Below are 15,562 nucleotides of genomic sequence, written 5' to 3' on the forward strand. Positions count from 1 at the left end.
CGGGCCCGGTGGGGGACCGGTCTCCTGCCCGTCACTTCGCGTCCGAGTACCGCTCCACCGTCGCCGTCGTGAACGGGAAACGCACCGGTGTCTGCCCGAAAGCGATCCGCCCCGCCTCGTCCCCGGCCGCGCGGATCGCCTCCGTCACCGCTTCCGCCTCCTCGGCCGGGCAGTGCACGATCACCTCGTCGTGCTGGAAGAAGACCAGCTCGGCCCGCATCCCGGCGGTGGCACGCCGCAGCGCGGCGAGCATCAGCAGCGCCCAGTCGGCGGCGCTGCCCTGGACGACGAAGTTACGGGTGAACCGCCCCCGCGCACGGGCGTTGCCGGAGGCGTATCCCGGGGTGAACTCCGCTTCCCGGACAGGGCCGTCCGCGGTCTCCTGAGGGAGACCGGCCTCGTCGTCGTCGCCCGCACCGACCGCCCGCGGGCTGGTGCGCCCGAGCCAGGTCCGTACGAGCCGGCCCTCCTCGCCGGCCTTCGCCGCGTCGTCGACGTAGGCGACGGCGAGGGGGAAACGGCGGCGCAGCGCGGCCAGGTTCTTCAGACCGTCGCCGCTGGTCTGACCGTAGATCGCCCCGAGCAGGGCGATTTTGGCGTGGTCGCGGTCGCCGGAGAACGCGCGGTCCGACAGCCGGGTGTAGAGGTCGTCGGGGTGCCCGGCGACCTCCATCAGGCCCGGGTCGCGGGAGATCGCGGCCAGGACCCGGGGCTCCATCTGGTCGGCGTCGGCGACGACGAGCCGCCAGCCCTCGTCGGCGACGACCGCCTGCCGGATGATCTTGGGGATCTGCAGCGCGCCGCCGCCGTTGGTCGTCCAGCGGCCGCTGACCGTGCCCCCGGGCAGGTACTCGGGGCGGAACCGGCCGTCCCGCACCCAGTCCTGGAGCCAGGACCAGCCGTGGGCGGTCCAGATCCGGTACAGCTTCTTGTAGGCGATCAGCGGCTCCACCGCGGGGTGGTCGAGCTCCGCCAACTCCCAGCGGCGGGTGGACTTCACCCGGATCCCGGCCTGGGCGAAGGCCTTGACGACATCGGCCGGCAGGTCCGGGCGGACGCGCCGGCCGAAGGCGTCGGAGACCTGGTCGGCGAGTTCGGCGAGGCGGCGGGGCTCGCCACCGCCCGCGTACCGCTCGCCGAGCAGTTCGTGCAGGAGAGCCCGGTGTACGTCGGCCCGCCACGGCAGCCCGGCCCGGTGCATCTCGGCGGCGACGAGCATGCCCGCGGACTCGGCCGCGGTGAGCAGCCGCATGCGCCCCGGGTGCTCCGCCCGGTCGTGACGCCGCTGCTGCTCGGCGTACACCTCCAGAAGCCCCTCGAAGGGGAGGCCGGCGACGGGGGCCGGCTCGAAGAGCGAGTCCTGGGAGCCGGGCTCGGCGGCCCTCTGCGGGGGGTCGGGCGGTACGGGGGCGTTCCGCAGCCGCGCGAGGGCGGCCGCCGCGGACCGGGGCTCGCCGAGCCGCCCCTCGTGCCCGAGGAGGAGCTGCTCGGCGTCCTCGATGTCGTAGCACCGCTCGACGCGTACCCCCGCGGCGAGAAGGCGCGGATAGACCTCGGCGGTCGAGCGCCACACCCAGCGGGCGACGCCGGGGCGGGAGCGTACGGCCTCCACGAGATCGGGCTCGCGCAGGACGGGCCCGGCGGGCAGCCCGTCGGGGCCGAGCGGGACGAGCAGCGCTCCGTCCCCCTCCGCCTCACCGGCCAGCGCCCACCTCTCGCTCACAGGTGCGAGTCTGGCACCCCCCACTGACAGCGGCCCGTCGCCACGTCTGCCGGGTCACGGCCCGTCGTGCCCGTCGGGTCACGCCCTGATGCGTCTGCCGGGTCACGCCCCCTGTGCCTGTCGGGTCACGCCCCCCGCCCGCGCCCGGTCACGCGGCCTTGTGGAAGAGGGCCGCCGCCTCGCCGCGCGAGCCCACTCCCAGCTTCGTCAGGATGTTCGCGACGTGGAACTTCACCGTGGACTCGCTGATGTGGAGCTCCTGGGCGATCTGCCGGTTCCGGTGGCCGAGCGCCAGATGGGTCAGGACCTCCAGCTCCCGGTCGCCGAGCCCGTTGAGCGGGTCCGCCGCCGTGACCGGCGCGTCCGGTGTGGCCAGCGGGAGGGACGCCGTCAGCGTCGTGCCCCAGCCCGGGACCGCGTCCATCTCCAGACGGCCGCCGAGCACCTCCAGCCGGTCCGTGATGCTGCCGGCCCCCAGCGGGCAGGCGTCCAGGCCGCCCGCGCCGTCGTCGCGCACCGTGGCCCGCAGCTCGTGCTCCGTCACCTGCCAGCCGACGTGGACACGGCTCACCGTGTCCTGCTCCAGGACCACCAGCAGCAGCGCCCGGACGATCGCCCGCGCTCCGTGCGCCACGTCCGCCGCGAGGGAGCGCGAGCTGTCCGGCGGGCCGAGCTCCAGACGTACGGGGCTGTGCCGCAGCATCGTCCGCAGCCCGTCGGCGAGCCGGTCGAAGGCCTCCCGGGCCGGTTCCTCGGCGACCGAACGGTCCCGCTTCGCCTCCGCCCGCATCTCGATCAGCGCGTTGACGGCGAGGTCGGTCGCGGTCACCCGGGCCGAACTGTCGTCCAGGGCCCGACTGCGGAGCACCCCGAGGACCCCCGAGAGCGCCGCCGCGTGCGCCGTCGTCAGCTCGGCGATCACGCGCGCCCGAGTGTCGGCCGCCGCCCGCGAACGGGCCAGCGCCCCCGGCAGCGCCTCCACGGCGAACCGGTCGAAGTGGCTGGTCACCAGGTCCCACAGGGCCTGCGCCACGGCCAGCTCGGCCTCGGCGACGGGCTCGGCGCCCTCGTCCCGCAGGAGCACGAGGACCGACCGGCGCGCGGTCGCGTCGCTCGTCACGGCGACGACCTCGCGGGCGATGCCACCGGCCGTGGCCCTGCCCTGCCAAGGGGACCCGGCCGTACCGGACATGAGCAGCGGAGTGAGTTCGGCTGCGGTGAGCAGGTCCGTCTCGCCGAACGCCTTGAAGGGGGAGTGGGCGCAGTGCGTGGAGAGTTCGGCGGCACCGCGGTGCGGGATCAGGGGCGCCAGGACGGCCGAGAGCCGGGGCAGGATCTCGCCGAGGGGCTGCTGGATGATCTCGTACGCGGTGTTCAGCGTGGTCGCGTCCATGGGGTCCAGCGTAGTGAGGGTGGGGCGGTGGGCGGCCCGCCTTTCGGACAGGTGGGACTGGCCGTTGGACGGGCGGGGTGGAGGGGCTGTCGATCGCACGCTTGGTCCATCGACACAACGAGGTCCCACGGAGGGCGAGATGGAAGCGATCACGTACGAGGAGTTCGGCGGCCCCGAGGTCCTGCGCCACGAGAGCGGGGTGGCCGTGCCCGAGCCGGGCGCCGGTGCGGTACGGGTGAAGGTGGCGGCGGTCGGCGTCAACCCGGTGGACTACAAGCGTCGTTACGGATGGGTCGAGGCGTTCTACCCGACGACGTTCCCGGCCGTTCCCGGTCTGGAGTTCGCCGGGACGGTGGACGCGCTGGGGGAGGGCGTGACGGGGGTCGCCGTCGGTGACGAGGTGTTCGGCTGGACGACGACCGGCGCCTACGCCCAGTACGCCTTGGCCGAGCTCTTCCTGCCCAAGCCGGCCGGGCTGACCTGGGAGCAGGCCGCGAGCCTGCCGGTGGCCGGCGAGACGGCGGCGCGCGTACTGGAGCTGCTCGGTCTGAAGGAGGGCGAGACCCTGCTCCTGCACGGTGCGGCGGGTGTCGTCGGCTCGGTCGCCGTACAGCTCGCGGTCGCGGCGGGTGCGACGGTCATCGGTACCGCGTCGGAGGCCAACCACGCCTATCTGCGGGACCTGGGCGCGATTCCGGTGGCGTACGGGGAGGGCCTGGCGGACCGGATCAGGTCGGCGGCCCCGGACGGCGTCGACGCGGTCTTCGACGCGGCGGGGCACGACAACCTGCCGCTCTCGATCGAGCTGATGGGCGGAGCGAAGGAGCGGATCGTCACGATCGCGGCGCCGGACGCGGAGCAGCACGGGATCGTGTTCTCGGGCGTGACCGCGTCACCGGCCGAGGTGCGTACCTGGCTGACGGCCCACGCCCGCCTGGCGGCGGAGGGACGCCTGTCCGTCCGCCTGGCGCAGACGCTCCCCCTGAAGGAGGCGGCGAAGGCCCAGGAGCTGAGCGAGACGGGCCACGTGCGGGGCAAGGTGATCCTGCTGCCGTAGGGGATTCCTACGGGGACGTCCGAGGAACCGTCTAGGGATACAGGGGCAGGCCCTCGGTCGAGATCGTCCAGTCGGCGATGGTGACCTCCTCGCCGTAGACGAAGTCCTTGCGGGTGGCGTAGCGCGGACCGTCGGGGGTGGCGTGGATGTCGGAGAACACGGCGCCGGTGCCGGTACGGGGATCGAAGATCGCGTACACCGGAATGCCGATCACGGCGTAGTCCCGCAGTTTGCCGACCCAGTCGTTGTCGGGGTTGGAGCGGGAGGCGATCTCGACGGCGGCGATGAGGGTGCGGGGATCGAAGGAGCCGTCCCCTTCCATGTCCGCCCAGGGAATCACCATGACGTCGGGGCGGCGCATCACGCCACCCGGCGCGTCCTCCACATCGGGTTCGCCGGTATGCGCGAGGAGGTCGTCCGGCATCACCCGTTCGAGGCGTCGGCTGACCTGGGCAGCGGTGAATTCATGGGGGCGGCGCGGCACCGTCATGTCGTGGACGATTCCTTCTTTGGTGATCTCGAGCTTGCCGGGGACGGAGTCGCCCAGGCTCTCCAGCGCGTCGCGCATGGTCCGGTAGAGGGGGGAGACGGTCGTCATGGCGCTGGCTCCTCGTCCGTGCCCTGGGGCCCGAGTCATCAGCTTCATGCTAGGCGGCCTCTCTCTTTTCGGGGCGGCAGTCGCGGCAGTGACCGGGGTCCGGTGAGCGGAAGGCGCGTTCACAGGAGTCGCAGGTCTGGAGGGGATCGGGGGCGGGCGGCCTTGCGGGCAGCGGGGGCGGGATCAGGGCGGCGAGGCGGTGGGCGAGCAGCCCGGCGGGGTATCTGAGGTCGTCGGGAACTCTCGCGGCGAGGGTGCGGCGTACGGCGTCGGGGTGGGCGCCGCGCTCCAGCCAGGCGGTGACGCCGGGGGCGAGGCGCTGGACGTCCCGTTCGGCGAGGAGGAGCCGGGGTTCGAGGAGGTGGAGCCCGGCGAGCAGCGCGGCGGCGGGGCGGTGCTGCTGCTGGGTGAGTGGTGCCGGCGCCGGTAGGGGTGCTGGTGCCGACGGCGGTGCTGGTGCCGGTAGGGGTGCTGGTGCCGACGGCGGTGCTGGTGCCGGTAGGGGTGCTGGTGCCGACGGCGGTGCCGGTGCCGGTAGGGGTGCTGGTGCCGACGGCGGTGCTGGTGCCGGTGGCGGTGGCGGGCTTACGGGGCGGGGCGCGGGCGCCGGAGTCGGGGGCGGCGGCGGGGGAGCCTGCCTCGTGGGCGGGGCGGGAGCCGGAGGCGGGGGAGGCGGGGGCGGCGGAGGCGGGGGCGTCGCCGGCGGGGGCGCCGCTTCAGCCCCCGGGCGGTTGTACGAGATCGTGCGCGGGGCGAGCCGGCCGTTGGGCATCCGTTCCGTGAAGCGCTTCAGATACCCATGGGCCTCCAGCTCCCGCATCGCGCCCGCGATGCGCATCTCGCTCTCGGGAAAGCGCCCGGCCACGGCCTTGATGCCGACGGAGGCCCCGGAGGGAAGCGACTGGATGTGGACGGCGAGCCCGATCGCGAGGAGCGACAGCTCGCGGTGCTGGGCGAGGTGGTTGCCGACGACCGTGTAGCGGGTCGTGTGGGTGACGTTGACGTGAACGAGCCCGGAGGTGCGCGAGCGCGCGCTAAGGTGCTGGGTATCCATCGGGAAGGTGTTGCTTCCTCGTTGGTCAGGCCCTCGATCGGGATCGCTACTCCCGGCCGGGGGCCGAACTGTTTTCCGTTGGTCGCCGCGAGCATATGCCAGGCAACCACCCTCAAATCCAGCCCAGTTGGCACAGATCACCCATGTGAGTGACAGGCGGGCGACGGGGAGGTTGGAGGGGTTGGGAAGGGTACTTCCCCCGGTTCTTTTAAAGCTTTTCCGTCGTGGGGCACCGCATCGCGGTCCGTCGCGACGCGGTGCGCTCAGCGGGCGTACGAACCGAGGCCGACCAGGCAGTACACGTACTCGTTGAGGACCGCGCCGTTGAGCGTGTAGCGGTAGGAGAAGGCGTACTGCGTCTTGGGGTTGCCGTTGCAGCGGTTCATGTCCGAGGTGAAGGGGATGCTCTCGATCACCCGGTAGTGCGCGTCCGACGCCGAGCAGGACACCTCCTCGACCCCGCTGACACTCTGCGGCGTCGTCGAGTCCGGCAGCGTCCCGTTGAGACACGTCCCCTGCTCGAAGGGGGTGGGTTCGGGGCTGGGCGAGGAAGTGGTGGGATCGGTCGTCGGGTCGGATGTCGGATCGGTCGTCGGGTCCGTCGCCATGTCGTCAGGGGCGGTGGTCCACGCGCTGGTCGAAGGGGAGGCGGAGGACTTGCCGTCACTGTCGTCCCCGTCGCTCAGGACACTGAAGCCGACGATCACCGCGACGACGACGGCGAGGAAGACCAGGCACCCGAGCGCGCCCGACTTCGGCGCCGGCTGCGGCGCGCCGGCCGCTGCCGACACCCGCACGCGCAGCAGTACTTCGCCGGCACCGACCCGCGCCCGGACGAGGTCACCGTCCCGGCAGGGTGGGATACGGAGCTGGGTGGTGCCGGTCGGCAGCTGAACGGTGAGGGTCACACCGAGTGCGGCCTGTTGCGGGGTGAGCGTGATGGAGGCTTCCTGCGACGGCACCGGCTGCTCCAAGGGGTGAGGTGGTGCGGCGGACGCGCTCTGACGGACCCTCAAGAAGTCTGCCCGGTGCGGTTGCGCTGACGCAGTCATTCCGCCGCGCGGACCTCAGCCCCGTCTCCGCCCCGGCCGTCCCGTGCGGGACGGGCTCGGCGAACAGGCGCCATCGCCCCCGTTGAGCGCGCCCCGCCTCGACCCCACCCCGGCGAGCCCCCGGCACCCCACGCGAGAGCCGCGCGACCTGGCCGCCTTCGTCCCGTACGCCGTCGAGTGACCGGCGGGACGGGGCGGTGACCCGGCTCCGACCCCGGCCACCGCCCCGCCAACCCACCATCCCCGCTCAGCGCGTCAGGCGCCACGCGGGGAGAGCCGCGGCGCCCACCGCCACCACCGCGCACAGCCCCGCCGCCGCGCCCACCGTGCCCCAGGGGACGGACAGGGCGACCGGCGCCGACAGGGCGGCGAGCCCCGTGCCCAGGGCCGCCAGGTTCACCGCCGTCACCCCCAGCCCGAGTACCGTGCCGACCGTCACGGCCAGGGCCGCCTCACCGGTCACGACCCGCAGGATCTGCGTCCGGGTCGCACCGGCCAGCCGCAGCGAGGCCAGCTCCCCGCCGCGTACCGACGTCGCCATCAGCAGCGTGTTGGCGAGTGCGATCAGGGTGTAGACGATCGCGATGCCCAGGACCAGGAGCAGCCCGAGCCTGGTCTGCGGGCTGGTGGCGGGGTGCGTGGCAGCGGCCCACTCCTCCGTCGTACGGACGGTTCCGCCGGCCCCCGCAAGCCCCTCGCCTCCGGCCACCGAAGGGCCCTGCGACCCACCCGCCGAAGCGCCCCGCGTCCCGGCCACCGAAGGGCCCACCGCCCCGGTCGCCGAAGGGCCCCGCGTCCCGGCCGCCTCGATCCGGTCCACCGTCGCGCCCGGTGCGTTCGCCCGGGTCACGTACGGCCCGTTGTCGCCCGTTCCGAGTGCCAGGACCGCCACGACCCGCAATGTCACCGGGCCGCTCCCGTCCGCGAGCCAGACCTCGACCTGCTCGCCGACGCGGCCCCGCTCCCACTCCGCGTTGACGACGATCGACCGGTCGTCGAGATCCCGTACGTCCCCGGCCACCACCGGCAGCCGCGCCAGGTCCGCGAAGGCGGCCGGGTCCCAGACCGCCCGCGCCCCGTACTTCACCAGCGCCTCGTCCCCGTCCCGTACGAACACGGAGGTGGCCGCCGTCGCCGAGGCGCCGGGCACCGGCCGCAGGTCCTCGCCGCTCACCACGTACGCGGCACGCGTCTGCTCGCGTGCCTCCGCCGCCTTCGTGCTCGTCACCGTCGTCGCGGAACCGAGCAGCGAGCCCGCGAGCGCGACCGTGACCAGGACGGGCGCGGCGACGGCCGCGGTACGGCGTACGGCGGCGGCGCTGTTCTCCCTTACGAGCATCCCCGTCGCCCCCGGCAGCCGCAGGGCCCGTGTCACCGGACGGACGAGGACCGGGGCGAGCAGCGCGACTCCGCTGATCAGGAGCATCGGAAGGGTCGTGTACGTCTTGCGCTTGAGCAGCTCCGACGGCTCGGTGGCGCAGGTCCACACGAGCAGCCCGCACCCCGCAAGCAGCAGCCCTGCGCCCAGCAGCGCCCGGCCGAGCGGCAGCACGTCGGTGTCCACGTCCGCCGCGCGCAGCGCGGCCGTCGGACCGACCTTCCCGGCCCGGTGGGACGCGGCGACCGCCCCGGTGAGGGCGACGGCCACACCCGTCCAGAAGGCGGCGTGGAACGGCCACGTGGCGTCACCGATCCCGAACCACTCGGGCGCCAGCTCCCCGTCCACGAGGATCCGAGCCAGCCACGGCGCGCCCCACTCGCCCAGCGCGCATCCGGCGGCCGAGGCGAGGACGCCGACGCCCGCGGCCTCGGCGAGCAGCATCCGCCGCAGCTGGCCGGGGGTGGCCCCGGCGGTGCGCAGCAGACCGAACTCGCGACGCCGCAGGGCGACCGCGAAGGCGAAGGTGGAGGCGACGACGAAGACGGAGACGAAGGTGGTGACGCCTCCGGCGGTGCCGAGGAGGGCGTTCAGGGCGACGAGCGCTTCGGCGTCCCGCTCCGGCTCGGGGTCGGCGAGCCGCCGCTCGTCGCCGGTGAGCACCTGGGCCCGGTCGCCGACGAGGGTACGGACCTCGTCGGCGGGGCCGTGGACCCCGACGGCGTCGGGGCCGCCGGCGGTGGTGACGGTCCAGCGGGTCTTCAGCTCGCGCAGCAGTTCGGTATCCACAGGCTGTGGACGATCGAGCTTCTTCGAGACGGTGGCCGTCGCCGGGCCCCGCCGTACGTCGACGGTGACCGCGTCCCGCCCCTTCACGACCACGGGCGCGGAGGCGAAGCGCTGCGGGGTCCGCTCGGGGGCGTCGAAGGTGGCGGAGAGGCCGAGGCCCATGGTGGTGAGGAGCCCGACGCCGAGGCCGAGGGCGACGAAACTGCCGAGGAAGGCGGCCCAGCGGGCACGCAGCCCGGAGAGGACGACGGTCAGCACGCGGCCCCCTCCGCCCCGGCCCGACGCCCGCCCACGGCCCGATGCCCGCCCACGGCCTGATGCCCACCCTCGGCCGGGCGCCCGCCCACGGCCTGATGCTCACCGTCGGCCGGGCGCCCGCCCACGGTGCCCCGAGGGCTCCCTTCCACGGTCTGCGCGAGGCCGGCGCCCGCAGCGCCATCGCCCGGAGCGCCATCGCCCGCAGCGCCATCGCCCGCAGCGCCGGTGACTGCGCCGCCCGCGACCCTCTCCAGGCCCGTCATCCGGGCCGCCACCTGCTCGACCGTCGGCGCGAGGAGCTCCCCGCTCACCTGCCCGTCGACCAAGAACACCACCCGGTCCGCACGGGACGCGGCCACCGGGTCGTGGGTGACCATGACGACGGTCTGGCCGTCCCGGTCCACCAGCTCCCGCAGCATCGTGAGCACCTCACGGCCGGTGGTGGAGTCCAGGGCCCCGGTCGGCTCGTCCCCGAAGAGCACGGCGGGCCGGGTGATCAACGCCCGTGCGATCGCCACCCGTTGCTGCTGTCCGCCGGACAGCTCGCCGGGCCGGTGCCTCTCCCGCCCGGCCAGACCGACCCGGTCCAGCGCCTTCCGCACCTCCGCGCGGGACGGACGGCGCCCGGCGAGCCGCAGCGGCAGCGCCACGTTCTGGGCGGCCGTGAGCGAGGGCAGCAGATTGAACGACTGGAAGACGAAGCCGATCCGGTCCCGCCGCAGCAGCGTGAGCCGCCGCTCGCTCAGCCCCTCCAGGGCGACGCCGCCCACCTCCACCGTCCCGCTCGTGGGCCGGTCGAGGCCCGCGGCGCACTGCAGGAGCGTGGACTTGCCGGAGCCCGAGGGCCCCATCACGGCGGTGAAAGTCCCGGTACGGAAGTCCAGGTCGACGCCGTCGAGGGCGCGGACGTCGCGGTGGTGGCGGTGGAGGGCGGTGAGCCGAACGGCGGTCTCGGAGACCGCCGTTGCCGTCGTCGTTGTCATGACTCAAGCCAACCGCCCGCCGCCCCGCCGATCACGACCGCTGGAGGGCGTCCTGGGGGTGGGGCCGGCCCTACCCCTCGCGTACGGCCGCCACGAACACCTCCAGGGCGTCCAGGGGCTCCCGGCCGAGCAGTTCCCGCAGATCGCTGGTGACGCCCGTACCGTCCATGAAGCCGTGCGCTATCGCCGAGTACGTCCCCGTCAGCATCGGAACCTGGAAGGGCTGGGCGCCGGAGGCGGCGATCGCGGCCCGCGCCTCGGCCAGCGTGCCGGGGGCGTACTCGGCGCCCAGCGCCTTGGCCAGGTCGGCGCCGCCGAGGGGGCGTTCGCCCACCAGCTCGTAGGTGCGGTTCACATGGGCCGAGGGGTCGGTGGCGACGGTGACCGCGACGTCGGCGAGGTCCTCGCGGGCGACGGCGGCGAGACGTCCCTCGCCGAGGGGGCCGGTGATCCGGTTATCGGCGTCCGGGGTGGCGATCCAGGTGAGGAGCTCGGCGTACAGGCCGTTGCGCAGCACCGTCCAGTTCGCGGTCGAGCGCTGGAGGCGGCGCTCGGTCCAGCGGTGGGCGAGGGCGTACGTGAGGTGGTCCCCGTCGCCGGAGAGGCTGGTGTAGACGATGTGACCGACCCCGGCCGCCTCGGCGGCGGAGATGGCGGCCTCGTGGCGGGCGATCACGGTGTCGTCCTCGCCGTACCCGGCCGATATCAGCAGCAGGGTGTCCACCCCGGCGAAGGCCTCCGGCAGGGTGCCGGGCTCGTCGAAGTCGACGAGGCGGGTGCCGGGCAGTCCGGCGCGGGTGCCGAGGACGACGGGGCCGATGTCCTCGCGCCCGGAGAGGCGGTCCGCGACGATCCGGCCCAGACCCCCGGAGACACCGGTGACGAGCAGCATGATTCCCCCTGATTCCGTGCCTGATTTCGCGTTCGTGTTCGTCTTGATGTTCGGTGAGGATCATTCTGGTGGGGCGGGCGTGATCGCGTAAGGAGGCACATTCATGTCAGTGGGGCACACGGAGGTAACCACCGAGGCCGCCGACGACCCGGTGGTGAGCTGCGCGGAGGAGTGCGGCGTACGAGACGTGCAGGACCGGCTCGGGGACAAGTGGACCGTCCACGTGGTGGTCGAACTGGCCGCCGGACCACGGCGGTTCAGGGAACTGCAGCGGCTGGTCACCGGCATCTCGCAGCGGATGCTCACGCTCACCCTGCGCCGCCTGGAGCGGGACGGCCTGGTGACGCGGACGGTGTATCCGACGACACCGCCGCAGGTGGAGTACGAGCTGACGAGGACGGGCCACAGCATGACCCACCTGATCAAGCAGTTGATCGACTGGTCGCTCGACCACCGTGCGGTGATCGGTCGGGCGCGCGAGGAATGGGACGCGAAGCAGACGTGAGCACGCCCAGGACGACGGTCGAGAAGGCCTTCGACGCTCTGTACACGGACGACGACACGGCCCTGGACACGGCGGCGTCGCTGCTCGCCGCCGACCCGGCGGCGGACGCGGAACTGGCCCGCCGAGGCGAGGAGTTCGTCCGGCGGGCGTGGGAGCGGGGCTGGCAGCCGGCGGACGTCGTACGGCTGGCCCGCCGCGACCTCGCCGAGGAGCACGTCCGGCTCCTCGGCGCGCTGATCGCCTCGGAGACGGCGCGCTACGAGCGGCTGCCGGCGCGATGGGCGGCCCAGGTCGCGGATCTGGACACGCGCGCGTGGCGGGCGGACCGCTTCTCGTACGCGACGGCGGTCCTGGAGCTGTACCGCCTGCTGGTCCGGCTGCCGTCCCTGGAACCGGTGGGCCCGGTGCCGGGCGACTCGTCGATCCCCCCTCCGGCGGTGGGCGAGCCCCGGATGCTGACCCGCATCCGCGCCCTGCTCGCGAAGGCGGAGGCGACGGGCTACCCGGAGGAGGCGGAGGCGTTGACCGCCAAGGCCCAGGAGCTGATGGCCCGCCACAGCCTGGACGAGGCCGCGCTCGCGTCCGGGGCGGCGACGGGGGACACCCCCGGGGCGGTACGGATCGGCGTGGACGCCCCGTACGAGCAGGCCAAGGCGATTCTGCTGGACGCCGTGGCGACGGCGAACCACTGCCGGGCGGTGTGGAACGAGACGTACGGCTTCTCGACGGTCGTCGGCTTCGAGGCGGACCTGGAAGCGGTGGAGCTGCTCCACACCTCGCTCCTGGTCCAGGGCACGGCGGCGATGACGCGGGCGGAGGCGGAGCAGCGGGCGGGGGGCCGCAAGCGCACGAAGTCCTTCCGGCAGTCCTTCCTCCTCGCCTACGCGAACCGCCTGGGCGCCCGCCTCGCGACGACGTCCCGCCGGGTGGCCTCGGAGACCCCGACGCTCCTGCCCGCCCTCGCGTCCCGAGAGGTCGCGGTGACCTCCCACGCGGACGCGATGTTCCCGCAGACCCGCACGACCCGCGTCCGCGCGATGTGGGACGAGGCGGGCTGGACGGACGGTACGACGGCGGCGGACCGGGCGGGCCTGGGCCGCCACCGGCCCCAGGTCCCGCCCGGGCATTAGGCCGTCTCCGGAAGGCGGTGTCGCGCCGACCGCAGCGGGCTCGCGCCCTGACCGACGAGACACCGCCTCGGCGACGACCCACCGCCTCGGCCTGACGGCGGGGGAGGGCGGCCGTGAGAGGGGCGGCCGTAAGGGGGGCGGCCGTGCGGGGTCCGTCCGGGGCGGCAGCCGACGGGCCGGGCGGGGGAAATGAGCGGTTCGCGGTGTTTCGTCGGTACGCTCGGGCGCATGAGCTGGCTCCGGGCGTTGAAGGTGACCGCCCAGGCCGGCCTCGCCGTCGAGCGGAGGCGGCTCGAACCCCTCGTCGCCGCCCGCGGCGCCCTCGGCCTCGCGCTCGTCGTCGGCGCGGCCCTCGCCCTCTTCGGGCCCGGCGTCGCCGCGTCCTCCGCGTTCGGGGCGTTCCAGGCGGCCATCGCGACCTTCCAGCGGTCCTGGCGCCCCCGCCCCACCCTCGCCCTGGCCTCCGGCGCCAGCCTCGCCGTCTCCACGTTCCTCGGTTACGTCACGGGCGCCGGCGCCCACCCCGCGCTCTTCCTCGCCCTGCTCGTCCTGTGGACCTTCCTCGCCGGGCTCGCCTGGGCCGCCGGACCCACCGTCGGCATCATCGCCTCCTCCAACGTCGCGATCATGCTGGTCACCGTCACCCTCCCCACCTCGGTCGCCGGGGCCGCCGGTCACGCCGCCATGATCGCCGTCGGCGGCCTCGTCCAGGCGGCGCTCGTCGTCCTCCTGCCCGTCCGCCGCTGGGGAGCCCAGCGCGACGCCCTCGCCGACGCCCTCGCCGCCGAGGCGGACTACGCACGGCGTCTGCGCGAGGACCCCACCGCGTCCTTCGACCCCGTACCGCTCATGACGGCCCGCAACGCCGCCGCCGTCACGCCCCGGCAGGCCCGCCGCCGCCCCGCCGAACTGCACGGCGCCCGGGGCCTCGCCGAGCGGATCCGCCCCGTGCTCGCCTCCCTCGCCGACCCGGCCGTCGGCGCCTCACCCGAGGGCCCCGAACGCGACCGGGTCCGCGAACTGCTCGCCGCCGCCGGCTCCGTCCTGGACGCCGCAGCGCACGCGATCCGCCACGGCGAACCGGTCGACATCCCGCCCGGCGCGCTCGCCGCCCTCCGTACCCCCGACACCGGTGCGATCCTCTCCGGCCCGCCGCACCGCGCCGCCGCCCGCCTCGCCGCACTGCTCGACGACGTCGTGGAGACCGCCGAACCCCGTACGGAGACCACCGCGGAGGCCCGCTCGCGCCCCACCCTCCTGCGCCTGGTCCCCGTCGCCGTGGCCCGGATGCGCGCCGAACTCCGCCACGACTCCCCGATCCTGCGCCACGCCGTCCGCGTCTCCACGGTCACCGCCGTCGGCTACGTCCTGGGATCCGCCCTCCCCCTGGGCCACGGCTACTGGGCGCCGATGGCCTCCGTGATGGTCATGCGCCCGGACTTCTCGCAGACGTACGCCCGTTCCGTCGCGCGCTTCGGCGGCACGCTCGTCGGCGTCGCCCTGGCCACCGGCATCGTCCAGAGCACGCATCCCGACATGTACTTCTCCGCCGGGCTCTCCGTGCTGTGCGCCTTCGGGATGTACCTGCTGATGCGGACGGGGTACGCCGTCAGCCAGGTCTGTGTCGCCGCGTACGTCGTGTTCCTGCTGGGCATGGGCGGCTCGGAGTGGACGCAGACCGTCCCCGAGCGGGTGATCCTGACCCTCATGGGCGGGGTCCTCGCGATGCTCGCGTACGCCGTCTACCCGGCCTGGGAGACGCCCCGGCTGCGCAGCCGTCTCGCCGACTGGCTGGTCGCCGACGGCCGTTACGCCGCCTCCGTCGTCGCCCACTACGCGGACCCGGCCGGCTCGGCCTGCCCGGACGTCCGCCAGGCGCTCCTGGACACCCGGGAGGCCCGGATCGCCTGGCAGGAGGCGGTGGCGCGGGCCACCCACGAGCCGGTGCGCCACCGCGGTCTCTCGCGCGCGGCGGCGGACGACACCGGGCACGCGCTCGCCCAGTTCGGCAGGGTCGCGATGCTGATGGAGGCGCACCTCCCGGAGCGCGGCGCCCCGCCCGTCGCCGCCGCCGCGACGCTCGCGGAGGCGCTGCGCCGGGCGACGGAACGGGGTGCCAAGGCCGTACGGGAGCGGAAGGTGCCGGACTGGGACGACGTCCGCACGACGATCGCCACCTGGCAGCCGCCCTCGGACCCCCTCCTGCGCAAGGGCGCGTCCCTCCTCCTGACCGCCCTGGACGACCTCGCGAACGCCCTGACGGCCGACACCCCACCCCACCCCTGAGCCGCCGACCGAAGACCCACGCGGGCGCATCGCCGAGCGCCAGACGCCCCCGCCCCCCGGGCGGATGACCGACCACCACGCGGGCGGCCGCCCACTCGCCGGGCGGGGTGGATGTCCGGGCGGGCCGGACGAGCGCCTGCCGGGCGGGGTGGATGTCCGGGCGGGCCGGACGAAGCGCCCGCCGCCCGTGGACTGTCGGGCCGCCGGGTCACCAACCGCTGGATGGGCGGAGGGCCTTGCCGCGGGGTGGACGATCACCGACCGCCACGCGGGTGGGCGCCCACCCGCCGAGCGGGCAGGCGCCGAGCGGGCGGACGCCCACCCGCCGAGCGGGGGCGGATGTCCGGGCCGGGCGGGTGTCCAACAGCCGCACGGCCAGAAACCTCCCGGCTGCGACGCCCCCCGGGCGGGTGTCCAACAGCCGCACGGCCAGAAACCTCCCGGCTGCGACGCCCCCCGGGCGG

Annotated in this window: 11 protein-coding genes and 1 pseudogene; 4 read left to right on the top strand and 8 right to left on the bottom strand. The window is 74.5% G+C overall.

What is annotated here, in order from left to right; all coding sequences use genetic code 11:
- Positions 1-31: 31 nt before the first annotated feature.
- Positions 32-1,723, bottom strand: coding sequence for a bifunctional 3'-5' exonuclease/DNA polymerase (locus J7E93_RS13145; protein ID WP_215068744.1), 1,692 nt, complete (start codon positions 1,721-1,723; stop codon positions 32-34).
- A 148-nt stretch (positions 1,724-1,871) separates the two neighbouring features.
- Positions 1,872-3,116: a response regulator transcription factor family protein gene (locus J7E93_RS37800; protein WP_215068751.1), complete on the bottom strand. Its 1,245-nt coding sequence runs from the start codon at positions 3,114-3,116 to the stop codon at positions 1,872-1,874.
- 139 nt (positions 3,117-3,255) lie between these two features.
- Between J7E93_RS37800 and J7E93_RS13155 the strand changes: the two genes are divergently transcribed.
- Positions 3,256-4,173, top strand: coding sequence for an NADP-dependent oxidoreductase (locus J7E93_RS13155; RefSeq protein ID WP_215068753.1), 918 nt, complete (start codon positions 3,256-3,258; stop codon positions 4,171-4,173).
- Positions 4,174-4,204: 31 nt separating this feature from the next.
- On the opposite strand, the gene J7E93_RS13160 is transcribed toward J7E93_RS13155, so the two are convergent.
- The 6 genes and pseudogenes from J7E93_RS13160 to J7E93_RS13185 all read right to left on the bottom strand — a co-directional run bounded on the left by J7E93_RS13160 (position 4,205) and on the right by J7E93_RS13185 (position 11,177).
- A complete protein-coding gene (locus tag J7E93_RS13160) occupies positions 4,205-4,810 on the bottom strand; it encodes a Uma2 family endonuclease (protein ID WP_215068755.1) in 606 nt (201 codons plus the stop codon).
- A gap of 10 nt (positions 4,811-4,820) precedes the next feature.
- Complete coding sequence (locus J7E93_RS13165; protein ID WP_215068756.1) at positions 4,821-5,825, bottom strand: helix-turn-helix domain-containing protein; 1,005 nt, start codon at positions 5,823-5,825, stop codon at positions 4,821-4,823.
- Between the two features lie 263 nt (positions 5,826-6,088).
- Positions 6,089-6,787, bottom strand: a complete 699-nt coding sequence (locus J7E93_RS13170; RefSeq protein ID WP_215068758.1) for a hypothetical protein — start codon at positions 6,785-6,787, stop codon at positions 6,089-6,091.
- Positions 6,788-7,124: 337 nt separating this feature from the next.
- Positions 7,125-9,302: an ABC transporter permease gene (locus tag J7E93_RS13175; RefSeq protein WP_215068760.1), complete on the bottom strand. Its 2,178-nt coding sequence runs from the start codon at positions 9,300-9,302 to the stop codon at positions 7,125-7,127.
- A gap of 206 nt (positions 9,303-9,508) precedes the next feature.
- Positions 9,509-10,285, bottom strand: a pseudogene (locus J7E93_RS13180) (ABC transporter ATP-binding protein); the annotation flags it as partial.
- A 70-nt stretch (positions 10,286-10,355) separates the two neighbouring features.
- Entirely contained in the window at positions 10,356-11,177 is an 822-nt protein-coding gene (locus J7E93_RS13185; RefSeq protein ID WP_215068762.1) for an NAD(P)H-binding protein, read from the bottom strand.
- Between the two features lie 103 nt (positions 11,178-11,280).
- Here J7E93_RS13185 and J7E93_RS13190 point away from each other — a divergent pair, with 103 nt between their 5' ends.
- The 3 genes from J7E93_RS13190 to J7E93_RS13200 all read left to right on the top strand — a co-directional run bounded on the left by J7E93_RS13190 (position 11,281) and on the right by J7E93_RS13200 (position 15,098).
- Positions 11,281-11,682 carry a helix-turn-helix domain-containing protein gene (locus tag J7E93_RS13190; RefSeq protein ID WP_215068764.1) on the top strand — a complete coding sequence of 134 codons (402 nt, stop codon included), beginning with the start codon at positions 11,281-11,283 and terminating at the stop codon, positions 11,680-11,682.
- On the top strand, positions 11,661-12,812 hold the full coding sequence (locus tag J7E93_RS13195) for a DUF2786 domain-containing protein (RefSeq protein ID WP_215068765.1): 1,152 nt from the start codon (positions 11,661-11,663) through the stop codon (positions 12,810-12,812). Before J7E93_RS13190 ends, J7E93_RS13195 begins: the two co-directional genes overlap by 22 nt.
- Positions 12,813-13,040: 228 nt before the next feature.
- Positions 13,041-15,098 carry an FUSC family protein gene (locus J7E93_RS13200; protein ID WP_215068767.1) on the top strand — a complete coding sequence of 686 codons (2,058 nt, stop codon included), beginning with the start codon at positions 13,041-13,043 and terminating at the stop codon, positions 15,096-15,098.
- Positions 15,099-15,562: the final 464 nt, after the last annotated feature.

It is taken from the genome of Streptomyces sp. ISL-36 (genome assembly GCF_018614205.1).
Classification (GTDB): Bacteria; Actinomycetota; Actinomycetes; order Streptomycetales; family Streptomycetaceae; genus Streptomyces.